Consider the following 14,080-nt stretch of genomic DNA (forward strand, 5'->3'; position numbering starts at 1 on the left):
TATCTAATTTATTTGCGATGATATTATATCGCTTACAATCAGAAAACGGTAGGTAATTTGGCTGATTCGTGCCACAAAAGTTCTTAATTTATTTTGTTGACAAGCAACATAAAAAGGTGTAACCTGATGATAAAATGTTGATAAGCAACAAAAAGGAGAATGAATTTATGAGTACGTTATTAGTAATCCAAGCACACCCCCACACTGAAAATAGTTTGTCATTAACTGTTGGTAATAAATTTATTGAAACATACCGAACAACACATCCAAATGACAAGGTAATTGTTCGAGAACTTTATAAAGGCGAAGGTGTTCCACCGTTAAATGATGTCACGATGGAAGCATGGCGAAAGCAGAAGTTTGGTGAAGTAATGACAGAAGAAAATAATTTACTGAAACGTCATGAAGCATGGTTAAATGAATTTATCAATGCAGATAAGTATGTTTTTATTAACCCAATGTATAATCACTTTTTACCGGCAGAGATGAAGCAATACCTGGATTTAACCGCTGTAGCACATAAAACATTTAAGTACACTTCACATGGTTCTGTAGGATTATTAAATGGGAAAAAAGCTTTACATATTCAAGCAGCTGGAAGTGAATACCATAAGAGTGGTAAGTGGGGTATTGTAAAATTATTAGTTAGAAAGATGTTTGGAATAAAGAGTAAAGAAAGCTCAGCTTTAATGGATCTTGGTGACATATATTTGACCAATGTGATGAAGTTCTATGGAATTACCGACATTGAAAAAATATTTATTGAAGGGGCCGATGCTTATCGTGATCAACGACAAGAAATTCTTGATAATGCGTTAACAGAAGCTAAAAATCTTGCTCCCAAATTTTGATATAATCAAGTTAGTAAATCTAATAGCGAGGATAAAAGTATGAGTGAAGCAACCATTGATAAAATTCAACAAACAATCCAATTACTGAGAGCAGAGCATAATAATATTCATGGGTCCAAGGAACAGCAATGGATTAAATCTCATCTTGATGATCAAGAGTTAGGTAAAATTATTTTAGATTTATCAATTGTCTCTTTTCACGTATTATCTGCGCTGGAAAGCGGTGAACTAACGGGAATTGAAATTTCTGAAAGAATTGGTGTAACCCGTGGCGGAGTGACAAGAGCAGCAAAAAAACTATTGCAAAACCAATTAATTATCGCTCAAAAGCATCCCGATAATCAGCGAAACATTTATTATTCCCTAACAGATCGAGGGGAAAAATTGGCTTTAGTTCATGATGAGATGCATGAATCGATTAAGAAAAAAGTTGTTACTGAATTGGTTGCTAAGTATTCAGAGCAAGATTTACAAATTGTTGCAGATTTTTTGAATGATTTATATGAATTGGAAAAAAGCATCGATTAATAAACAATTAGCCAAACTGAGCTCCAATAGCTAGAGACAAAAAACTCTAGCTATTGGAGCTCATTCTTTTAATTATTTAATTATAAGAATTAATTTTAATAACGCACGACATCGGGATCTAAAGGTTTATTTATGCGATTGACGATATTGTTGGACGCTCATTCCTGTCCAAACATTAAATGCTCGCAGGAACGAATTGGTTTCTTGATAGGCAAGTAAAAAGGCAATTTCATCAGTAGTCATCGAAGTGTTTAGTAAGTAATTTTTAGCTAACATTTCACGAGTGGCATTTAATTGTTGCTGAAAGTTGGTGGTTTCTTCCTTCAGCTTTCGTTGAAGTGTCCTTTTACTAATACCTAATGAACTAGCAACATCTTCAATTGTGAATTCACCACGTGGCAAGAGCTCAACGAGGGTGTTTCGGACTCGTTTGCTGTAAGAATCATCTACATCTAAATCAGCAAGTCGCTTTTTAAGCTCTGGTTCGAGGTAATCAAGAAGCGATGTGTTTTCACTAGTAAATGGAATTTGTAAATCGGTCTTGGAAAAGCTAATTCTATTATAAGCTTTGGGGATAAAAGAAAGGCCAAAGTAATCTTGGATTGCACGGTCATGTTCAGTAAAGATTGTTGTAATTTTAGTTGGTCTTATATTATGGTTAGTGGCTTTCGATAGTAATTGAACCATAAATGCAAATTCACCTTTGACAAAAAATGGTGGTAAAGGATTACCAGAATTGATCATTGAGAGGGTGATAGTTACTGCATCTTGGTCTTCGGTGATTTTATAAGTAACTGGACCAATTAACTTCTTATAATGGGCGAGTCGTTGAAGAAAATGAAAGCCATCCTTACTGCAGTAAGCTGCAAAAATTGCTGGAGAAAAGGTCTCAATATTATCTGTTGCCACTAATCTAGTTGGCAATAGTGGGTCATCGGTAATTTCATCAATTGCTGAAATCATCGAAAAATACTGTTCTTCGCTTAGCTTGAGCGATTCATGAGCAAAAGTATCAAGTGGTAAATTAGCCTTAGTTAGTACCATCTGTGGCTTGATGCCATTAGCAGCAAGTAATTTTCCATAACGTCCATCAATAATAAACTTTTCCACAAAATCACCTATTTCTTTTGGATTGATTGCTGGTCGGCAACAAACTTCATAATAGTTTTCTTAGGCATCATTGGCATCATGCCGACAAATGGACGTTGCCAACCAGGTAATCCAGCAAAGACATTCATTTCACCATTGAGCATTGCTTGATACCCTTCTTCAGCAACCTTTACTGGACTAACACCGTTTGCAAACATCTTGGTATCAGTAAGCCCGCCAGCTTTTGCAAAGTCAGTCGCCATTGCACCAGGCATGAGGGTAGTCACGGTTACCCCAGTATCCTTTAGTTCGTACCAAAGTGCATCACTAAGGGAAGTAAAGTAAGCTTTCGTAGCGTAGTACTCAGCTTGAAGCGGTCCAGGGATGAGGGCGGCAGAAGATGAAACATTTAGTACTCGTCCGCTTCCGCGCTTGACCATTTGTGGCAGAATTAGTTTCATCAATTTTGTTGGAACAATCATGTTAACTCTCGCCATGTTAATATCTTGTTCCATTGTTCGCTTAAGGAATGTTCCTTGACCACCAAGGCCAGCATTGTTGATTAGGTAATCAACCTGAACATTAGCTTTTTGAAGTTCATTAAAGATTTGTTCAGCGGCATCAAATTCAGTAAAATCAACAGTGATCGTCATTGCCTTAACGTGATATTTATTTTGCATATCTTGTTGAAGCTGTGCTAATTTTTGAGGGCTTCGACCAACCAATACTAGGTTGCCACCTTTTTCAGCGTGAATCCGCACAAATTTTTGGCCAAGTCCACCAGTTGCACCAGTAATTAAAGCAGTTTTCTTTGACATAATAAGTTCCTCCTCAAATACTATCTTTCGTTTGATGTTGTAGTTATTATATGAGAAGAACAGCAATAGTTTAACATCATAAAGTGCCAAAAAATTATCAGATGGTGCCATTAAAATTTACTTAGGAAATTTCAGATACTTATTTTGCAAATGAATGATACTATAAGCTGTGATAATTAACTAGTTAAAGGGATGAATATATTGGAACCAAAAAATATTTTAACGATCACGAGTCGAGCAGAATTTCGCCAGTGGCTTCAAGAAAATCATGCCACAAAAACTGAGTGTTGGGCGGTTGCTAAGAAAGGGAAAAAGCAGCCTGAAAACCAGCTTTGGTATTTAGATGCAGTTGAAGAAGCGCTTTGTTTTGGCTGGATTGATACTACTCATAAGCGAATTAATGGTGTCGATATGCAACGATTTACACCACGAACTAAACGAAGTAAGTGGTCGGAGTTAAACAAAGAGCGTTGTCGTCGACTTGAAAAGTTGGGATTAATGACCGATGCAGGACGCAAAGAGCTGCCAGATATGTCCGAAGACTCTTTTAAAATTGATAAGGATATTCAAGCTACTTTTAATAAACATCCCCAAGCTTGGCAGAATTTTCAGGCATTCCCGAAACTTTATCAGCGAGTGCGAATTGATAGTATCCAACGTGATAAAAAGAAAGATCGGGCAGTCTTTGATCGGCGATTAGCAAAGTTGATCGATAAGGCAGAAGAGGGCAAGATGTTTGGTGAATGGAATGATTATGGACGGTTATTATAGTTATATTAGTAATGAATATCTATTTTAAAGGGGACAAGAATAAATAATGTGGGAAGTAAAAAAATTTGATAAATTAACAGTCTCTGAACTATACCAGATTATGGTGCTGCGGGCTAAGGTGTTTGTGGTTGATCAAAAACGAATTTATCAGGATCCAGATAACCGAGATCAACAGGCTATCCATATTCTTAAGTATGATCAAGATGGAGAAGTTGTTGCTTATGCTCGAGTATTTTTAACTGACGAACGGACAGTAACTTTTGGTCGGGTGGTCACCAGTAATAAGTTTCGTGGTCAAGGCGTTGGTGGACAACTTCTTGATAAAATTATGGAAGTTATTAAGCGCAAATTTCCCGGTAAATCAATTGAGATCGAAGCACAGAAACAAGTGCAGGGCTTTTATGAGCGAGCTGGTTTTGTTAGTGAAGGGAAACCATTTATTTACAAGTCAACACCGCATATTAAGATGGTTCACCAACCGTTTTAACACCATCGTTTGAAGCTGTTCAAGAAGTTGGAACAAAATTACTTAGCTTAGGGATTGACAAGTATCATATCAATGAATTAGCAGTGAATGAACAGAATCCTGCTGCTTGAGGCTTTTATGAGCATATGGGATTTAAAGTTGTTTCTCACTCACCAATTGATGATCAGGTGAATCCTTATCCAATTTTAAAAATGAACCGAGTTAATTAAAATTGACAGTATAAAAATGGATAGAATATGTAAATTTATTCTTTACGAAATTGAAAAGGGGTTAGGTTAGTTTTAGCCTTGAAATACTTACCAAATTGACTAGCTTGACCAAAACCAACTTGATTAGCAATTACACTTATTGGCAATTCTGTCCTTTTCAATAATTCAGCGCCTTTTGACAATCGATATTCCAGTAGATACTTATAAGGTGAAGTTTGCAAAATATTATGAAAGCACCGATTGCATTCTGCTTTGCTAATGTTGGCACTCTTTGCTAATTCCGCTAGTGTAATTTTCTGTGGGTAATTTTCCTGAATATAATTTAACATTGCTGTTATTCTAATCTTAGAGATGGAGTCTTGCTGCTGTTGAGGCAGTGAGACCCTTTTTTGTAGTTCTAAGAAAATATTAACTAAAGTTGTTAAAACTTCGTAAGGGTATAAGCGCTGATGGCGATCATTTACAAATAGTAGGGATAATCTATTTAATTCTTTACATATGGTTGACCACTTACCTGCTGACTTAAATTTAATTAGTTCCAGATTAGACTTTAATGTTAAGTCTTCAACTAGTCGTTGAGTTGGTCCACCGAAGTAGAACTCTAAGAAATATGATGGAAAAATAAACGAACGATAATGAGAGTTATTTTGATGGATTACCTGGTGAACAACATTTTGATTGATAAAAGCGCCATCTCCGGCTGAGAGATATTTAGTTTTTTCTAGCACTTTAATCTGAACCGTTCCTTTCAATACGTAAATAAATTGTAAATCACTGTGCCAGTGCATAACGCTAAATCCGGGGTTAATCGGGTTCGCATGGTGATTAATGACGTCTAGTACTAAATACGGGAAGTCAGACTGGGCATTAACATTTTTGGAGTTAATATATTTATTCATAAACATTCCTTTTGATAATATTTAGATAATTCATGGACATATTAACATAATATAGAGCTTTTAGTGAAGATATAATCATAATAGTGAAAGAAAGGAACGTTGATTTATGCAGTATACCACTAGCTATCAGTCACCTTTAGGAAAAATACTACTGGCGAGTGATTATCAAGGATTAACTGGATTATGGTTTGAAAATGATAAATATTATGCGGACAGTCTTGGAGTGGAGAATATATCGATGGAAACAACAATTTTAAAGCAAACTAAGCAATGGTTAGATGAATACTTTTCGCAACGTCAGCCTTCATTTATGCTCCCCCCTCCATTTAATGGGAACCGATTTTCAAAAAATGATTTGGCAAATTTTGCTAACTATTCCTTATGGGCAAGTAATGACTTACCGAGAAATTGCCGATATTGCAGCTACTAAGCTTCATAAAGAGCATATGTCAGCGCAAGCAGTTGGCGGGGCGGTTGGTCGTAATCATATTGAAATTATTGTACCGTGTCACCGGGTAGTTGGTTCTAACGGGAGCTTAACAGGTTACGCTGCAGGGTTATTAATTAAGAAGAAATTATTGCAGCTAGAAAAAATTGATGTGAGTAAGTTCAGAATCCCAAAAGAAAGTGAGAATTAGTTTGAAAGTATCAAAATATATTTATAGCTTATCCCTGGGACATTTATTTGTTGATTTCAGTCAGGGAGCATTAGCGGCCTTATTGCCAACCCTGATTACGCAACACCATTACAATTATGCTATCGCGGCAACCTTAGTTTTTGCGATGAATCTGGTATCTTCTGTTGTCCAGCCCTTATTTGGCTTTCTTTCAGATAAGTACAATACCGGTTGGATTATTATTTTGGCGGTTTTAATTACGGGGGTTGGTTTTAGCTCTTTGGGCTATGTGCCAACTTATGCACTATTAGTTATGGGATGCTTAGTTTGTGGGATTGGAATTGCGGCCTATCACCCGGACGCAGCTAAATTGGTTAATGGCCTTGCTGGATATAATCCTGGGCAAGGGATGAGTATTTTTTCATTTGGTGGGAATATCGGCTTTGCCATTGGACCGATTACGTTGACTTTGGCTGTTAATCATTTTGGCATTCATGGAATTGGTATTTTCTTGATAATTGCGATTATTATCATGTTAATTTTGTTGAAACTTTACCCAATCATGCATCGTCAATCGGTCGCCTTTTGGTCGAGTTCAAAAAAGGACCGCAATTCCAAAATAGCTGTCCATGGTCACAATGACTGGTTTCATTTTTCGCTGCTTTCAATGGTGTTATTTGGACGTTCAATTATTTTCTATGGATTAAATACCTTTTTGGCCCTGTATTGGATGCATATTCTAAAGCAAAGCAACACTAACGGTAGTATTGCATTGAGTGTTCTCTTTGTCATTGGTTCTTTAGGAACGTTACTTGGTGGTCGCTTAGCCGACAATATTGGTTCAATTAAAGTAATCCGGCTCACCTTTTGTATTTTGCCATTCCTGATTTTAGCTCTTTCTTTAACTAGAAATGTTTTAATCGGGTCTTTGTTTCTGTTACCGATTGGCTTACTAATCTTTTTACCGTATAGTGCCATCGTTATTTTGGGTCAGCGTTATTTACCAAATAATATGGGTTTCGCCTCAGGTGTAACGTTAGGACTAGCCATTAGTATTGGGGGAATTGCCACGCCATTTTTAGGTTACATTGGGGATGCCACAAACTTAGTCAAGGTTTTCCAAATATTAGCAGGGATCGGTTTGATTCCGCTTGTTTTCTCGTTTCTTATTCGTGAACCAAAATAAAAAAGAGCCCGCCTTGATGCGAGCTCTTTTACTTAATAAGCAGTAATAAAGAAGTAAATTGCCTGAATAAAAGCCAGTGAACCAACGATTAGTCGCACTGCTTTGACTGAAACATGACGTAGTAACATGGGACCAAGATAACCACCAATAAGCATTCCGATTGCTAGGATAATTCCTTGAGTCCAATATACTTTTGTGCGAAAAACAAAGATGATAAAGGCGACTAGATTTCCGCAGCCACAAATAACGTTCTTAATAGCATTATCAACCAAGAAATCATTTCGAGTCATGTATTGTAATACGGCCAAGACAATGACACCATTAGCGCCACCAAAATAGCCCGTATAACAGCCCATTAAGAGCATAATAATTGCTACTAAAGTCTTTGGTAGCTCTTTTCTTGTGGCTGATTGGTGTGCTGACTTTTTCTTACCGAAAATAAATAACAAACCAGAGACTAATAAGAGAATTGGGACAACTCGCTCAAATACCTTAGCAGGAAAGGCTAATAGAAGATAAGTTCCCAGTATGGCACCAATGGTTGAACAAGTGGCGTAAAAACCAGCTTGGCTCCAGTGGCCTCTTAGTTCTCGCTTGGAAGACGCAATTGCTCCAGCATAATCAAAAATCAAGGCTCCGTGATTAGTAATGTTAGCAAAAAGTGGTTGAACTCCGGAGAACAACAATACCGGATAAGAAACAATTGAAGCACCTCCGGCGATTGAGGAAATGATTCCACCGATAATCCCACCAATAAATATCAACAACCCGAGACTAATAGTCATTAAGATTCCTCCCTTATGCTTACTGAGTATTATATTAGATTCATAAAGAAGGCTATTGTATGACTAATCAATCAAAAAATATCAAAATATTATCATCTTAACGGTCAAGTTTGCCGTTACTTTTTAAATATTCGATAACCAGCGTTGACAAGGCGATTCAATTTCAGGTGCTAGCTCTCTGCATCATTCCGGAAGGCATACAAAGAGTGATATTGACTTAGATGTTTAAACAATATGGAGATAAGAAACTATATATCTAATGCTAATTCTGTTCTTCTCTTTGTCGAGTAGTTAACTACTGCCCAGTCTAAACTGAATGCTTTTATTAGGATGCTAACCGCTATCGTCTGCCTGGTACTTTGTGGTCAAGACCTATTCCTAATTATTACGCTTGTTGTTTTAGTAGGTATCTTTTCATTAAATTATTTTCGAAGCTACTACAATTCCTAGTGATATATTATCGGCTAGCTCTTTAATCGTGGTAAGATAATTTAAAATTTATCAAATAATTTTGTCCGGTTCGCCCATGTTTAGAGAGCGAACGAATTAGCGGTGAATGAACAAAACCCGACTTCCCGGGGCTTTTATGAGCACACGGAGATCGAAAATCACTGCTGCTTTAATTTCTGCTGGGATGTTACTGTGGTGAATTATGTTAATTGCATTGTTAACCATTTCTTGCCGCATATTAGCAATTTTTTGTTGGCGTTCATTATCCGTATGTTTAGCTGGTAGTAAAAAGTGGAAAAGAATTGTTGGGATAATCATACTGAGAATGATTAAGGTGCTTTCAGCTAGAACAATTGTTCGAAAGTCTTGTGTCTGAACAGCCGCTTCCGCAACGGTAACTGCTAAAGCAAATGTCACTGCCCCATGGATACCACCCAGTGAAAATAACCAAGCGTTTTTATTATTCTGATGGTGAATGGTCCGAACATAAAGATATCTAACAAGTAAGTTACCCAAGTATAGGATGATTCCAATGACAAGCCAAATGTAAGAATCATGGATGCCAATTATTTGTTGTTTAATCACACGAACAAACATAATTCCCAATGTTACAAAAACAATTCCGTTTAAGGCCCTATTGATTAGGGCTGTTAAGTGAATAGTGTCATAGGCCAACCGTGGATTACTCAATTCGCTTCGCTGGCTTTCAGCATTATGAACCAAGCCCGCAAAGACTACTGCAATAATTCCAGAGACTTCAATCGCTTCTGCAAGATAATAAATCAAGTAAGGAGTTAAAAGATAGATTAATTTTAATGGGATCCCGGTATTGTAAGTATTACCGATAAAGTTAACTTTGGAATGAAGCATTGCTTGCCGGATTGATACAAGAATTCCAGCAATTACGATCCCAGTAATGACGCCACCCACTGCTGAATAGGCAAAGTTACCAAGAGTAGCACCATATTTGATGGTCCCATTAACGTACCACAGGATTGCCATATTTAAAAGAACAATTCCAGAAGCATCATTAAAAAGGGATTCGAGCTTTAAATTGGTACTCTGTTGGTCAGGCATGATTAAACCATTAGTAACTGATTCAGTAGCTGTTGCATCGGTTGGGGTACTAATTGCCGCTAAAATAAAAGCGAGTGGCAAGCTTACTCCTAAAATTACGGACGTTGAGAAACCGACAAAGATAGTAGTTAAAAGGACCATCATCACTGTTAAGCTAAGGATAGTTTTAATGTTGCGTAACACCAAATTCATTCGTGTATTCTGACCCTCAAAGAATAGTAAGGGGGCAACGATAATTCCCATAAAAAAGTCAGCGTTAAATCTAATGATGCTTTGGTTAAGAAACGGGATCACAGCAACGATCATTCCCATTAAGATATAAACATAGTTGACAGAGATTTTAGTAAATATCCAGCGACTGGCTACAATACTTAGAATCACTGCCAAAAGAATAATTACTGTAGAAATGAGGATTGACATTAGAAGACACTCCTTTTAGCAATGTTATTTTTGATTATTATATAATAGATTTGAGAGTTAACAATTAGTTAAAGGTGGTTTAAAAATGTATGGTCAAGTGTTAGATACGTTTATTGCGGTTGTTCGTGAAGGAAGTTTTTCTAAAGCAACTAGTAGTCTCTTCATGTCTGCAGTTTCCGTCATGAAACAGATGAATAATTTTGAAAGTGAATTAGGGTTCAAAATTTTTAATCGTTCGCCACGGGGAATTATCCTAACCCCAGCAGGGAAAGCATTATACGATTCAGCTCAACAAATTATTCGCGATTCACGGGAGGCGATCAGTGCTGCCCAAGCGATCGCTGAGAAAGGGCAGACAACTATTCGGATTGCGACATCAATGTTACGGTCAGCGCGACCATTAATGGAGGTCTGGGAGCGGATGGGTAAACAACAAAAAGATTACCAACTACAAATTGTACCCTTTAATGATGATGCGGCTTCATTGCGGCGGATTACCAATCAACTTGGTAAGACAGTTGACTTACTTGTAGGGCCAACCAATGCTAATTATTTAATGGATAATGAGTTTGATTTCTTTAATCTCGGCGATCAACGCTGCAATATTATGGTTTCACGGCAAAACAAGCTTGCCAGTAAGGAAAAATTAACGTGGGCGGATCTAGCAGGGCAAAAAATATTATTAATTCGGCCAGGCTTGTCACCTAAAATTGATGAATTAAGGAATGAAATTGTCAACCACCATCCAGACATTACCATTGTTAACACTGATTATTTTTATGATATTGATACGTTTAATTATTGTGTTCACCATAATTATTTAATGGAAGCACTCGAACAGTGGCATGATGTTCATCCCTCAATGATTAGCATCCCGATGGATTGGGACTATGCAATTAGTTACGGAATTTTATCGTCAAGCCATGCCAATTCACAAGTAAAGGAATTTATCAGCTTAGTCGGTCAGGAGTATTTAAACCAACGAGCTAATTAGAATTAACTTAAAGTTAAAACTGACTTAACTAAACACTATCTTCTGTCAATGGTCACTGCCTCCTATAATAAAATCGACAAGTTGATGAGGAGGTTCAATAATGGCAGACACAGTACTAATTTATTATTCTTTAACTGGTTTGAATGATGTAATTGCAGATCGGGTTCGACAGAAAACTGGCGCTGATGTAGTTAAGCTAGAACCAGATTTTAACTACCCGAAAGCAATGTATTCATGCTGGGACATTGTGCGGAAGTGGCGTGGCGTTGGTTCTATCCCTAAGCACGGACAGCCACTACCAGATATTAGCAAGGCACCACAGCTCAAAGGATCATTGCCTGATTTAGCTGGCTATCAGCGGGTAATCATCGGTGGGCCAGTTTGGGGTTGGACGATGGCGAACCCGATTATGACCTTCTTGACTTCTGCCAACTTATCTGGGAAGGATGTCTACGCTTATTGGACATGTGTGAATACTGATTACAACTATGAAGTAGACTTTAAGTCATTACTGCCAGCTGATGCTAAATATCGGAAAGATCTTTGCATTGATTCTGAAATTTCAGATAATCCAGAACATCTAGAACAAAGCTTAAACCAACTGCTGGAATTTGGTGATTAAAGATGCCACAAAATATTAAACTACGTAATGGCTGTTTGATGCCACAGTTAGCAATTGGGACCGCATTTTTTGATGATCCTGAAGTTGTTAGGCAATCAATCGTAACGGCATTTCAAATCGGATATCGTCATGTTGCTGTAGATCAGGATTTTGCAGGGATTGCAGGAGTTAATTCAACGATACATATGGCTGGTTTAGATCGTGAACAAGTATTCATAACTAGTAAGCTCAGTATAGAAGCTGTTAAGCATTATGGAATCAAGAAAACAATTGACAGACTTTTAAATAGTCTTGAAACATCATATGTGGATGCTTTATTAATGAGAAATCTGAGGTCAACAGGTAAAAATATTGAAGCATGGCATAAAATGATTCAAGTTTTACAGAAAGGGCAAGCTCGAGCAATTGGGGTTGTTGATTTCAATCAAGATGAATTACAGAAACTAATGAATTCGACCGATGAAACACCAATGATTGACCAATATATTGTAAAAATTGGCAATACACCGTCTTCATTATTAGACTTTTGCAAAGAACATAATATAACGGTTGAAGCATATTCCCCGGTAATGTATGGCTTACTGTTACGGGCACCAATAGTAGGACAACTCGCTAGAAAATATCAGGTGTCAGTTAACCAATTGTGTATATGGTATGTTGTTCAACAGGGATTAGCAGTTTGGCGGCAAACAACCAATGCTGACCACATGATTGAAAATTGGCAAATAGACTTCTCAATTTAAAGCGATGGCCTAAAAAACTTGAAAAAACTTAGTATTTAGTACGAGGGGTGATTATTATGAGTAAAAAAGTTTTAATTATCGGTGTAGGTAGTGGATTAGGTAAAAGCCTTGCTACTAAATTTGCACAAGAAGGAAATGACTTAATTCTTATTGCACGGCAAAAGGAAAATCTTGAGAAAATAGCTGCTGAAGTTAATACTGGAGTTGACATCCAAACATATGCTGCGGATGTAACTGATGAAGCAGACTATGCACGTGTTTTAACTATTATTCAGCAAGAAGAAATTTCTGGTTTTATTTACAATGTTGGTATTACGGCGCCGGATAATGATAATTTCACCCGTGATGATTTAGAAAAGCATTTCCAAGCGGATGTTGCTGGTGCTTATCAAACAGTAGTTGCTCTACACGATAATCTAGTAGCAACAAAGGGTTTTGCACTATTTACTGGTGGGATTGCTGGAGTTACGCCATTTCCAGGGTTTATGGGGCTCAGTGTTGCCAAGGCAGGCTTACGTAATATGGTTCAACTACTGAATACTACTTTGAAGACTAGTGGAATTTTTGCGGGTACTATCACTGTTGGTGGAGTGATTAAGCCAGACACCCATTTTGCACCAGATTTAATTGCAGAAAAGTTTGTTGAGTTAGCGCAAGAACGGAATGTTTGGGAAGTTAATTATCAATAAGTAAAGATGGAGGAACGAAAAATGAAATACTATACTTTAAATAATGATGTTAAGATTCCAGCAATTGGTTATGGAACTTACCTTACTTCACCACGGGTAACAGAGCAGGAGGTTGCACAAGCATTAAAAGTTGGTTACCGCTTAATTGATACCGCGCAAAACTATGGAAATGAGCGTGAAGTTGGTGCAGCTGTTCGGAATAGTGGTATTAATCGTGAAGAAATCTTTGTGACATCTAAGACCCAAACGAGCGGCTATCGTAGTACAAAAGCAGGTATTGATACTTCACTTAAAGCAGCAGGCCTTGATTACTTTGATTTGATGATTATTCACTGGCCAAATGGTAATGACCTTGATACTTACCGGGCCTTAGAAGACGCATATCATGAAGGAAAATTGCGGGCAATCGGTTTGAGCAACTTCAACCATCAGCAAGTACAAGAGATTATTAACAATAGTGAAGTTGTTCCGGCGGTTGATCAGATTGAAACCCACCTCCTTTGGCAACAATGGGGGATGCACGAATACTTGCAGGAACATGGAATCCTTCATGAGTCATGGGCACCACTTGGTGAAGGAACCGGCCATATTTTGAGTAATCCAACATTAGTACGAATTGGACAACAGTATGGTAAGTCACCTGCGCAAGTAATGCTTCGCTTCTATGTGCAAGAAAATATCCTGGCAATTCCAAAGTCCACTAATCCAGAACACTTGAAAGCTAATTTAGATATTTTTGATTTTGAGCTAAGCGATCAAGACATTGCTGATATTCAAAATGAAGACCGCAGACAAGCAGGTGGTTGGCCAAGCACAATGTTAATTGAACGTAATTACTAGGAGGT

At 37.5% G+C, this 14,080-nt stretch carries 17 protein-coding genes and 1 pseudogene; 13 read left to right on the forward strand and 5 right to left on the reverse strand.

Annotation, left to right across the window (positions count from 1 at the left end; all coding sequences use genetic code 11):
- Positions 1-167: 167 nt before the first annotated feature.
- Together HMPREF0501_RS00660 and HMPREF0501_RS00665 are read left to right on the forward strand one after the other, a co-directional pair.
- Positions 168-851: an FMN-dependent NADH-azoreductase gene (locus HMPREF0501_RS00660; protein WP_006915852.1), complete on the forward strand. Its 684-nt coding sequence runs from the start codon at positions 168-170 to the stop codon at positions 849-851.
- 39 nt (positions 852-890) lie between these two features.
- Entirely contained in the window at positions 891-1,379 is a 489-nt protein-coding gene (locus HMPREF0501_RS00665; protein ID WP_006915853.1) for a MarR family winged helix-turn-helix transcriptional regulator, read from the forward strand.
- Between the two features lie 126 nt (positions 1,380-1,505).
- Here the strand turns inward: HMPREF0501_RS00665 and HMPREF0501_RS00670 are convergent, their stop codons facing one another.
- Positions 1,506-2,489 carry an AraC family transcriptional regulator gene (locus HMPREF0501_RS00670; RefSeq protein ID WP_006915854.1) on the reverse strand — a complete coding sequence of 328 codons (984 nt, stop codon included), beginning with the start codon at positions 2,487-2,489 and terminating at the stop codon, positions 1,506-1,508.
- An 8-nt stretch (positions 2,490-2,497) separates the two neighbouring features.
- A complete protein-coding gene (locus tag HMPREF0501_RS00675) occupies positions 2,498-3,286 on the reverse strand; it encodes an SDR family NAD(P)-dependent oxidoreductase (protein WP_006915855.1) in 789 nt (262 codons plus the stop codon).
- 192 nt (positions 3,287-3,478) lie between these two features.
- On the opposite strand from HMPREF0501_RS00675, the gene HMPREF0501_RS00680 reads away from it, so the two are divergent.
- The 3 genes and pseudogenes from HMPREF0501_RS00680 to HMPREF0501_RS09060 form a co-directional block, all read left to right on the forward strand.
- Positions 3,479-4,057 (forward strand): YdeI/OmpD-associated family protein, encoded by a 579-nt coding sequence (locus tag HMPREF0501_RS00680; RefSeq protein ID WP_412047818.1) that lies wholly within the window; start codon positions 3,479-3,481, stop codon positions 4,055-4,057.
- A 46-nt stretch (positions 4,058-4,103) separates the two neighbouring features.
- Positions 4,104-4,544, forward strand: coding sequence for a GNAT family N-acetyltransferase (locus tag HMPREF0501_RS00685; RefSeq protein WP_006915857.1), 441 nt, complete (start codon positions 4,104-4,106; stop codon positions 4,542-4,544).
- 26 nt (positions 4,545-4,570) lie between these two features.
- A pseudogene (locus HMPREF0501_RS09060) lies at positions 4,571-4,753 on the forward strand (GNAT family N-acetyltransferase); the annotation flags it as partial.
- A 35-nt stretch (positions 4,754-4,788) separates the two neighbouring features.
- Here the strand turns inward: HMPREF0501_RS09060 and HMPREF0501_RS00690 are convergent.
- Complete coding sequence (locus HMPREF0501_RS00690) at positions 4,789-5,652, reverse strand: AraC family transcriptional regulator (protein WP_050755725.1); 864 nt, start codon at positions 5,650-5,652, stop codon at positions 4,789-4,791.
- Between the two features lie 106 nt (positions 5,653-5,758).
- Here HMPREF0501_RS00690 and HMPREF0501_RS09285 point away from each other — a divergent pair, with 106 nt between their 5' ends.
- Genes HMPREF0501_RS09285 through HMPREF0501_RS00700 form a run of 3 tightly spaced genes read left to right on the forward strand, consistent with a single transcriptional unit; the run spans position 5,759 to position 7,455 of the window.
- Positions 5,759-6,082: a hypothetical protein gene (locus tag HMPREF0501_RS09285; protein WP_318175561.1), complete on the forward strand. Its 324-nt coding sequence runs from the start codon at positions 5,759-5,761 to the stop codon at positions 6,080-6,082.
- Positions 6,003-6,290, forward strand: a complete 288-nt coding sequence (locus HMPREF0501_RS09290; RefSeq protein WP_318175562.1) for an MGMT family protein — start codon at positions 6,003-6,005, stop codon at positions 6,288-6,290. Before HMPREF0501_RS09285 ends, HMPREF0501_RS09290 begins: the two co-directional genes overlap by 80 nt.
- A 1-nt stretch (position 6,291) precedes the next feature.
- A complete protein-coding gene (locus HMPREF0501_RS00700; protein WP_040455506.1) occupies positions 6,292-7,455 on the forward strand; it encodes an MFS transporter in 1,164 nt (387 codons plus the stop codon).
- Between the two features lie 32 nt (positions 7,456-7,487).
- Here the strand turns inward: HMPREF0501_RS00700 and HMPREF0501_RS00705 are convergent, their stop codons facing one another.
- Both HMPREF0501_RS00705 and HMPREF0501_RS00710 read right to left on the reverse strand, forming a co-directional pair.
- On the reverse strand, positions 7,488-8,240 hold the full coding sequence (locus HMPREF0501_RS00705) for a sulfite exporter TauE/SafE family protein (RefSeq protein WP_006915861.1): 753 nt from the start codon (positions 8,238-8,240) through the stop codon (positions 7,488-7,490).
- Between the two features lie 546 nt (positions 8,241-8,786).
- Positions 8,787-10,187, reverse strand: coding sequence for a cation:proton antiporter (locus HMPREF0501_RS00710; RefSeq protein WP_006915862.1), 1,401 nt, complete (start codon positions 10,185-10,187; stop codon positions 8,787-8,789).
- Positions 10,188-10,272: 85 nt separating this feature from the next.
- Between HMPREF0501_RS00710 and HMPREF0501_RS00715 the strand changes: the two genes are divergently transcribed.
- The 5 genes from HMPREF0501_RS00715 to HMPREF0501_RS00735 all read left to right on the forward strand — a co-directional run bounded on the left by HMPREF0501_RS00715 (position 10,273) and on the right by HMPREF0501_RS00735 (position 14,075).
- Positions 10,273-11,181 (forward strand): LysR family transcriptional regulator, encoded by a 909-nt coding sequence (locus tag HMPREF0501_RS00715; RefSeq protein ID WP_006915863.1) that lies wholly within the window; start codon positions 10,273-10,275, stop codon positions 11,179-11,181.
- Between the two features lie 100 nt (positions 11,182-11,281).
- Entirely contained in the window at positions 11,282-11,803 is a 522-nt protein-coding gene (locus tag HMPREF0501_RS00720; RefSeq protein WP_006915864.1) for a flavodoxin family protein, read from the forward strand.
- A gap of 2 nt (positions 11,804-11,805) precedes the next feature.
- A complete protein-coding gene (locus HMPREF0501_RS00725; protein WP_006915865.1) occupies positions 11,806-12,546 on the forward strand; it encodes an aldo/keto reductase family protein in 741 nt (246 codons plus the stop codon).
- Between the two features lie 56 nt (positions 12,547-12,602).
- Entirely contained in the window at positions 12,603-13,235 is a 633-nt protein-coding gene (locus HMPREF0501_RS00730; protein ID WP_040455508.1) for an SDR family NAD(P)-dependent oxidoreductase, read from the forward strand.
- A 21-nt stretch (positions 13,236-13,256) separates the two neighbouring features.
- The gene (locus tag HMPREF0501_RS00735; RefSeq protein WP_040455511.1) at positions 13,257-14,075 is read left to right on the forward strand and encodes an aldo/keto reductase; all 819 of its coding nucleotides are present in this window, start codon (positions 13,257-13,259) and stop codon (positions 14,073-14,075) included.
- The last annotated feature ends 5 nt before the right edge of the window (positions 14,076-14,080 follow it).

This window comes from Limosilactobacillus coleohominis 101-4-CHN (assembly GCF_000161935.1).
GTDB classification, from domain to species: domain Bacteria; phylum Bacillota; class Bacilli; order Lactobacillales; family Lactobacillaceae; genus Limosilactobacillus; species Limosilactobacillus coleohominis_A.

Coding starts and splice junctions, on each gene's coding strand:
- HMPREF0501_RS00660 (WP_006915852.1), top strand. CDS start 168: ATGAGTACGTTATTAGTAATCCAAGCACACCCCCACACTGAAAATAGT.
- HMPREF0501_RS00665 (WP_006915853.1), top strand. CDS start 891: ATGAGTGAAGCAACCATTGATAAAATTCAACAAACAATCCAATTACTG.
- HMPREF0501_RS00675 (WP_006915855.1), bottom strand. CDS start 3,286: ATGTCAAAGAAAACTGCTTTAATTACTGGTGCAACTGGTGGACTTGGC.
- HMPREF0501_RS00680 (WP_412047818.1), top strand. CDS start 3,479: ATGAATATATTGGAACCAAAAAATATTTTAACGATCACGAGTCGAGCA.
- HMPREF0501_RS00685 (WP_006915857.1), top strand. CDS start 4,104: ATGTGGGAAGTAAAAAAATTTGATAAATTAACAGTCTCTGAACTATAC.
- HMPREF0501_RS00690 (WP_050755725.1), bottom strand. CDS start 5,652: ATGAATAAATATATTAACTCCAAAAATGTTAATGCCCAGTCTGACTTC.
- HMPREF0501_RS09285 (WP_318175561.1), top strand. CDS start 5,759: ATGCAGTATACCACTAGCTATCAGTCACCTTTAGGAAAAATACTACTG.
- HMPREF0501_RS09290 (WP_318175562.1), top strand. CDS start 6,003: ATGATTTGGCAAATTTTGCTAACTATTCCTTATGGGCAAGTAATGACT.
- HMPREF0501_RS00705 (WP_006915861.1), bottom strand. CDS start 8,240: ATGACTATTAGTCTCGGGTTGTTGATATTTATTGGTGGGATTATCGGT.
- HMPREF0501_RS00710 (WP_006915862.1), bottom strand. CDS start 10,187: ATGTCAATCCTCATTTCTACAGTAATTATTCTTTTGGCAGTGATTCTA.
- HMPREF0501_RS00715 (WP_006915863.1), top strand. CDS start 10,273: ATGTATGGTCAAGTGTTAGATACGTTTATTGCGGTTGTTCGTGAAGGA.
- HMPREF0501_RS00720 (WP_006915864.1), top strand. CDS start 11,282: ATGGCAGACACAGTACTAATTTATTATTCTTTAACTGGTTTGAATGAT.
- HMPREF0501_RS00725 (WP_006915865.1), top strand. CDS start 11,806: ATGCCACAAAATATTAAACTACGTAATGGCTGTTTGATGCCACAGTTA.
- HMPREF0501_RS00730 (WP_040455508.1), top strand. CDS start 12,603: ATGAGTAAAAAAGTTTTAATTATCGGTGTAGGTAGTGGATTAGGTAAA.
- HMPREF0501_RS00735 (WP_040455511.1), top strand. CDS start 13,257: ATGAAATACTATACTTTAAATAATGATGTTAAGATTCCAGCAATTGGT.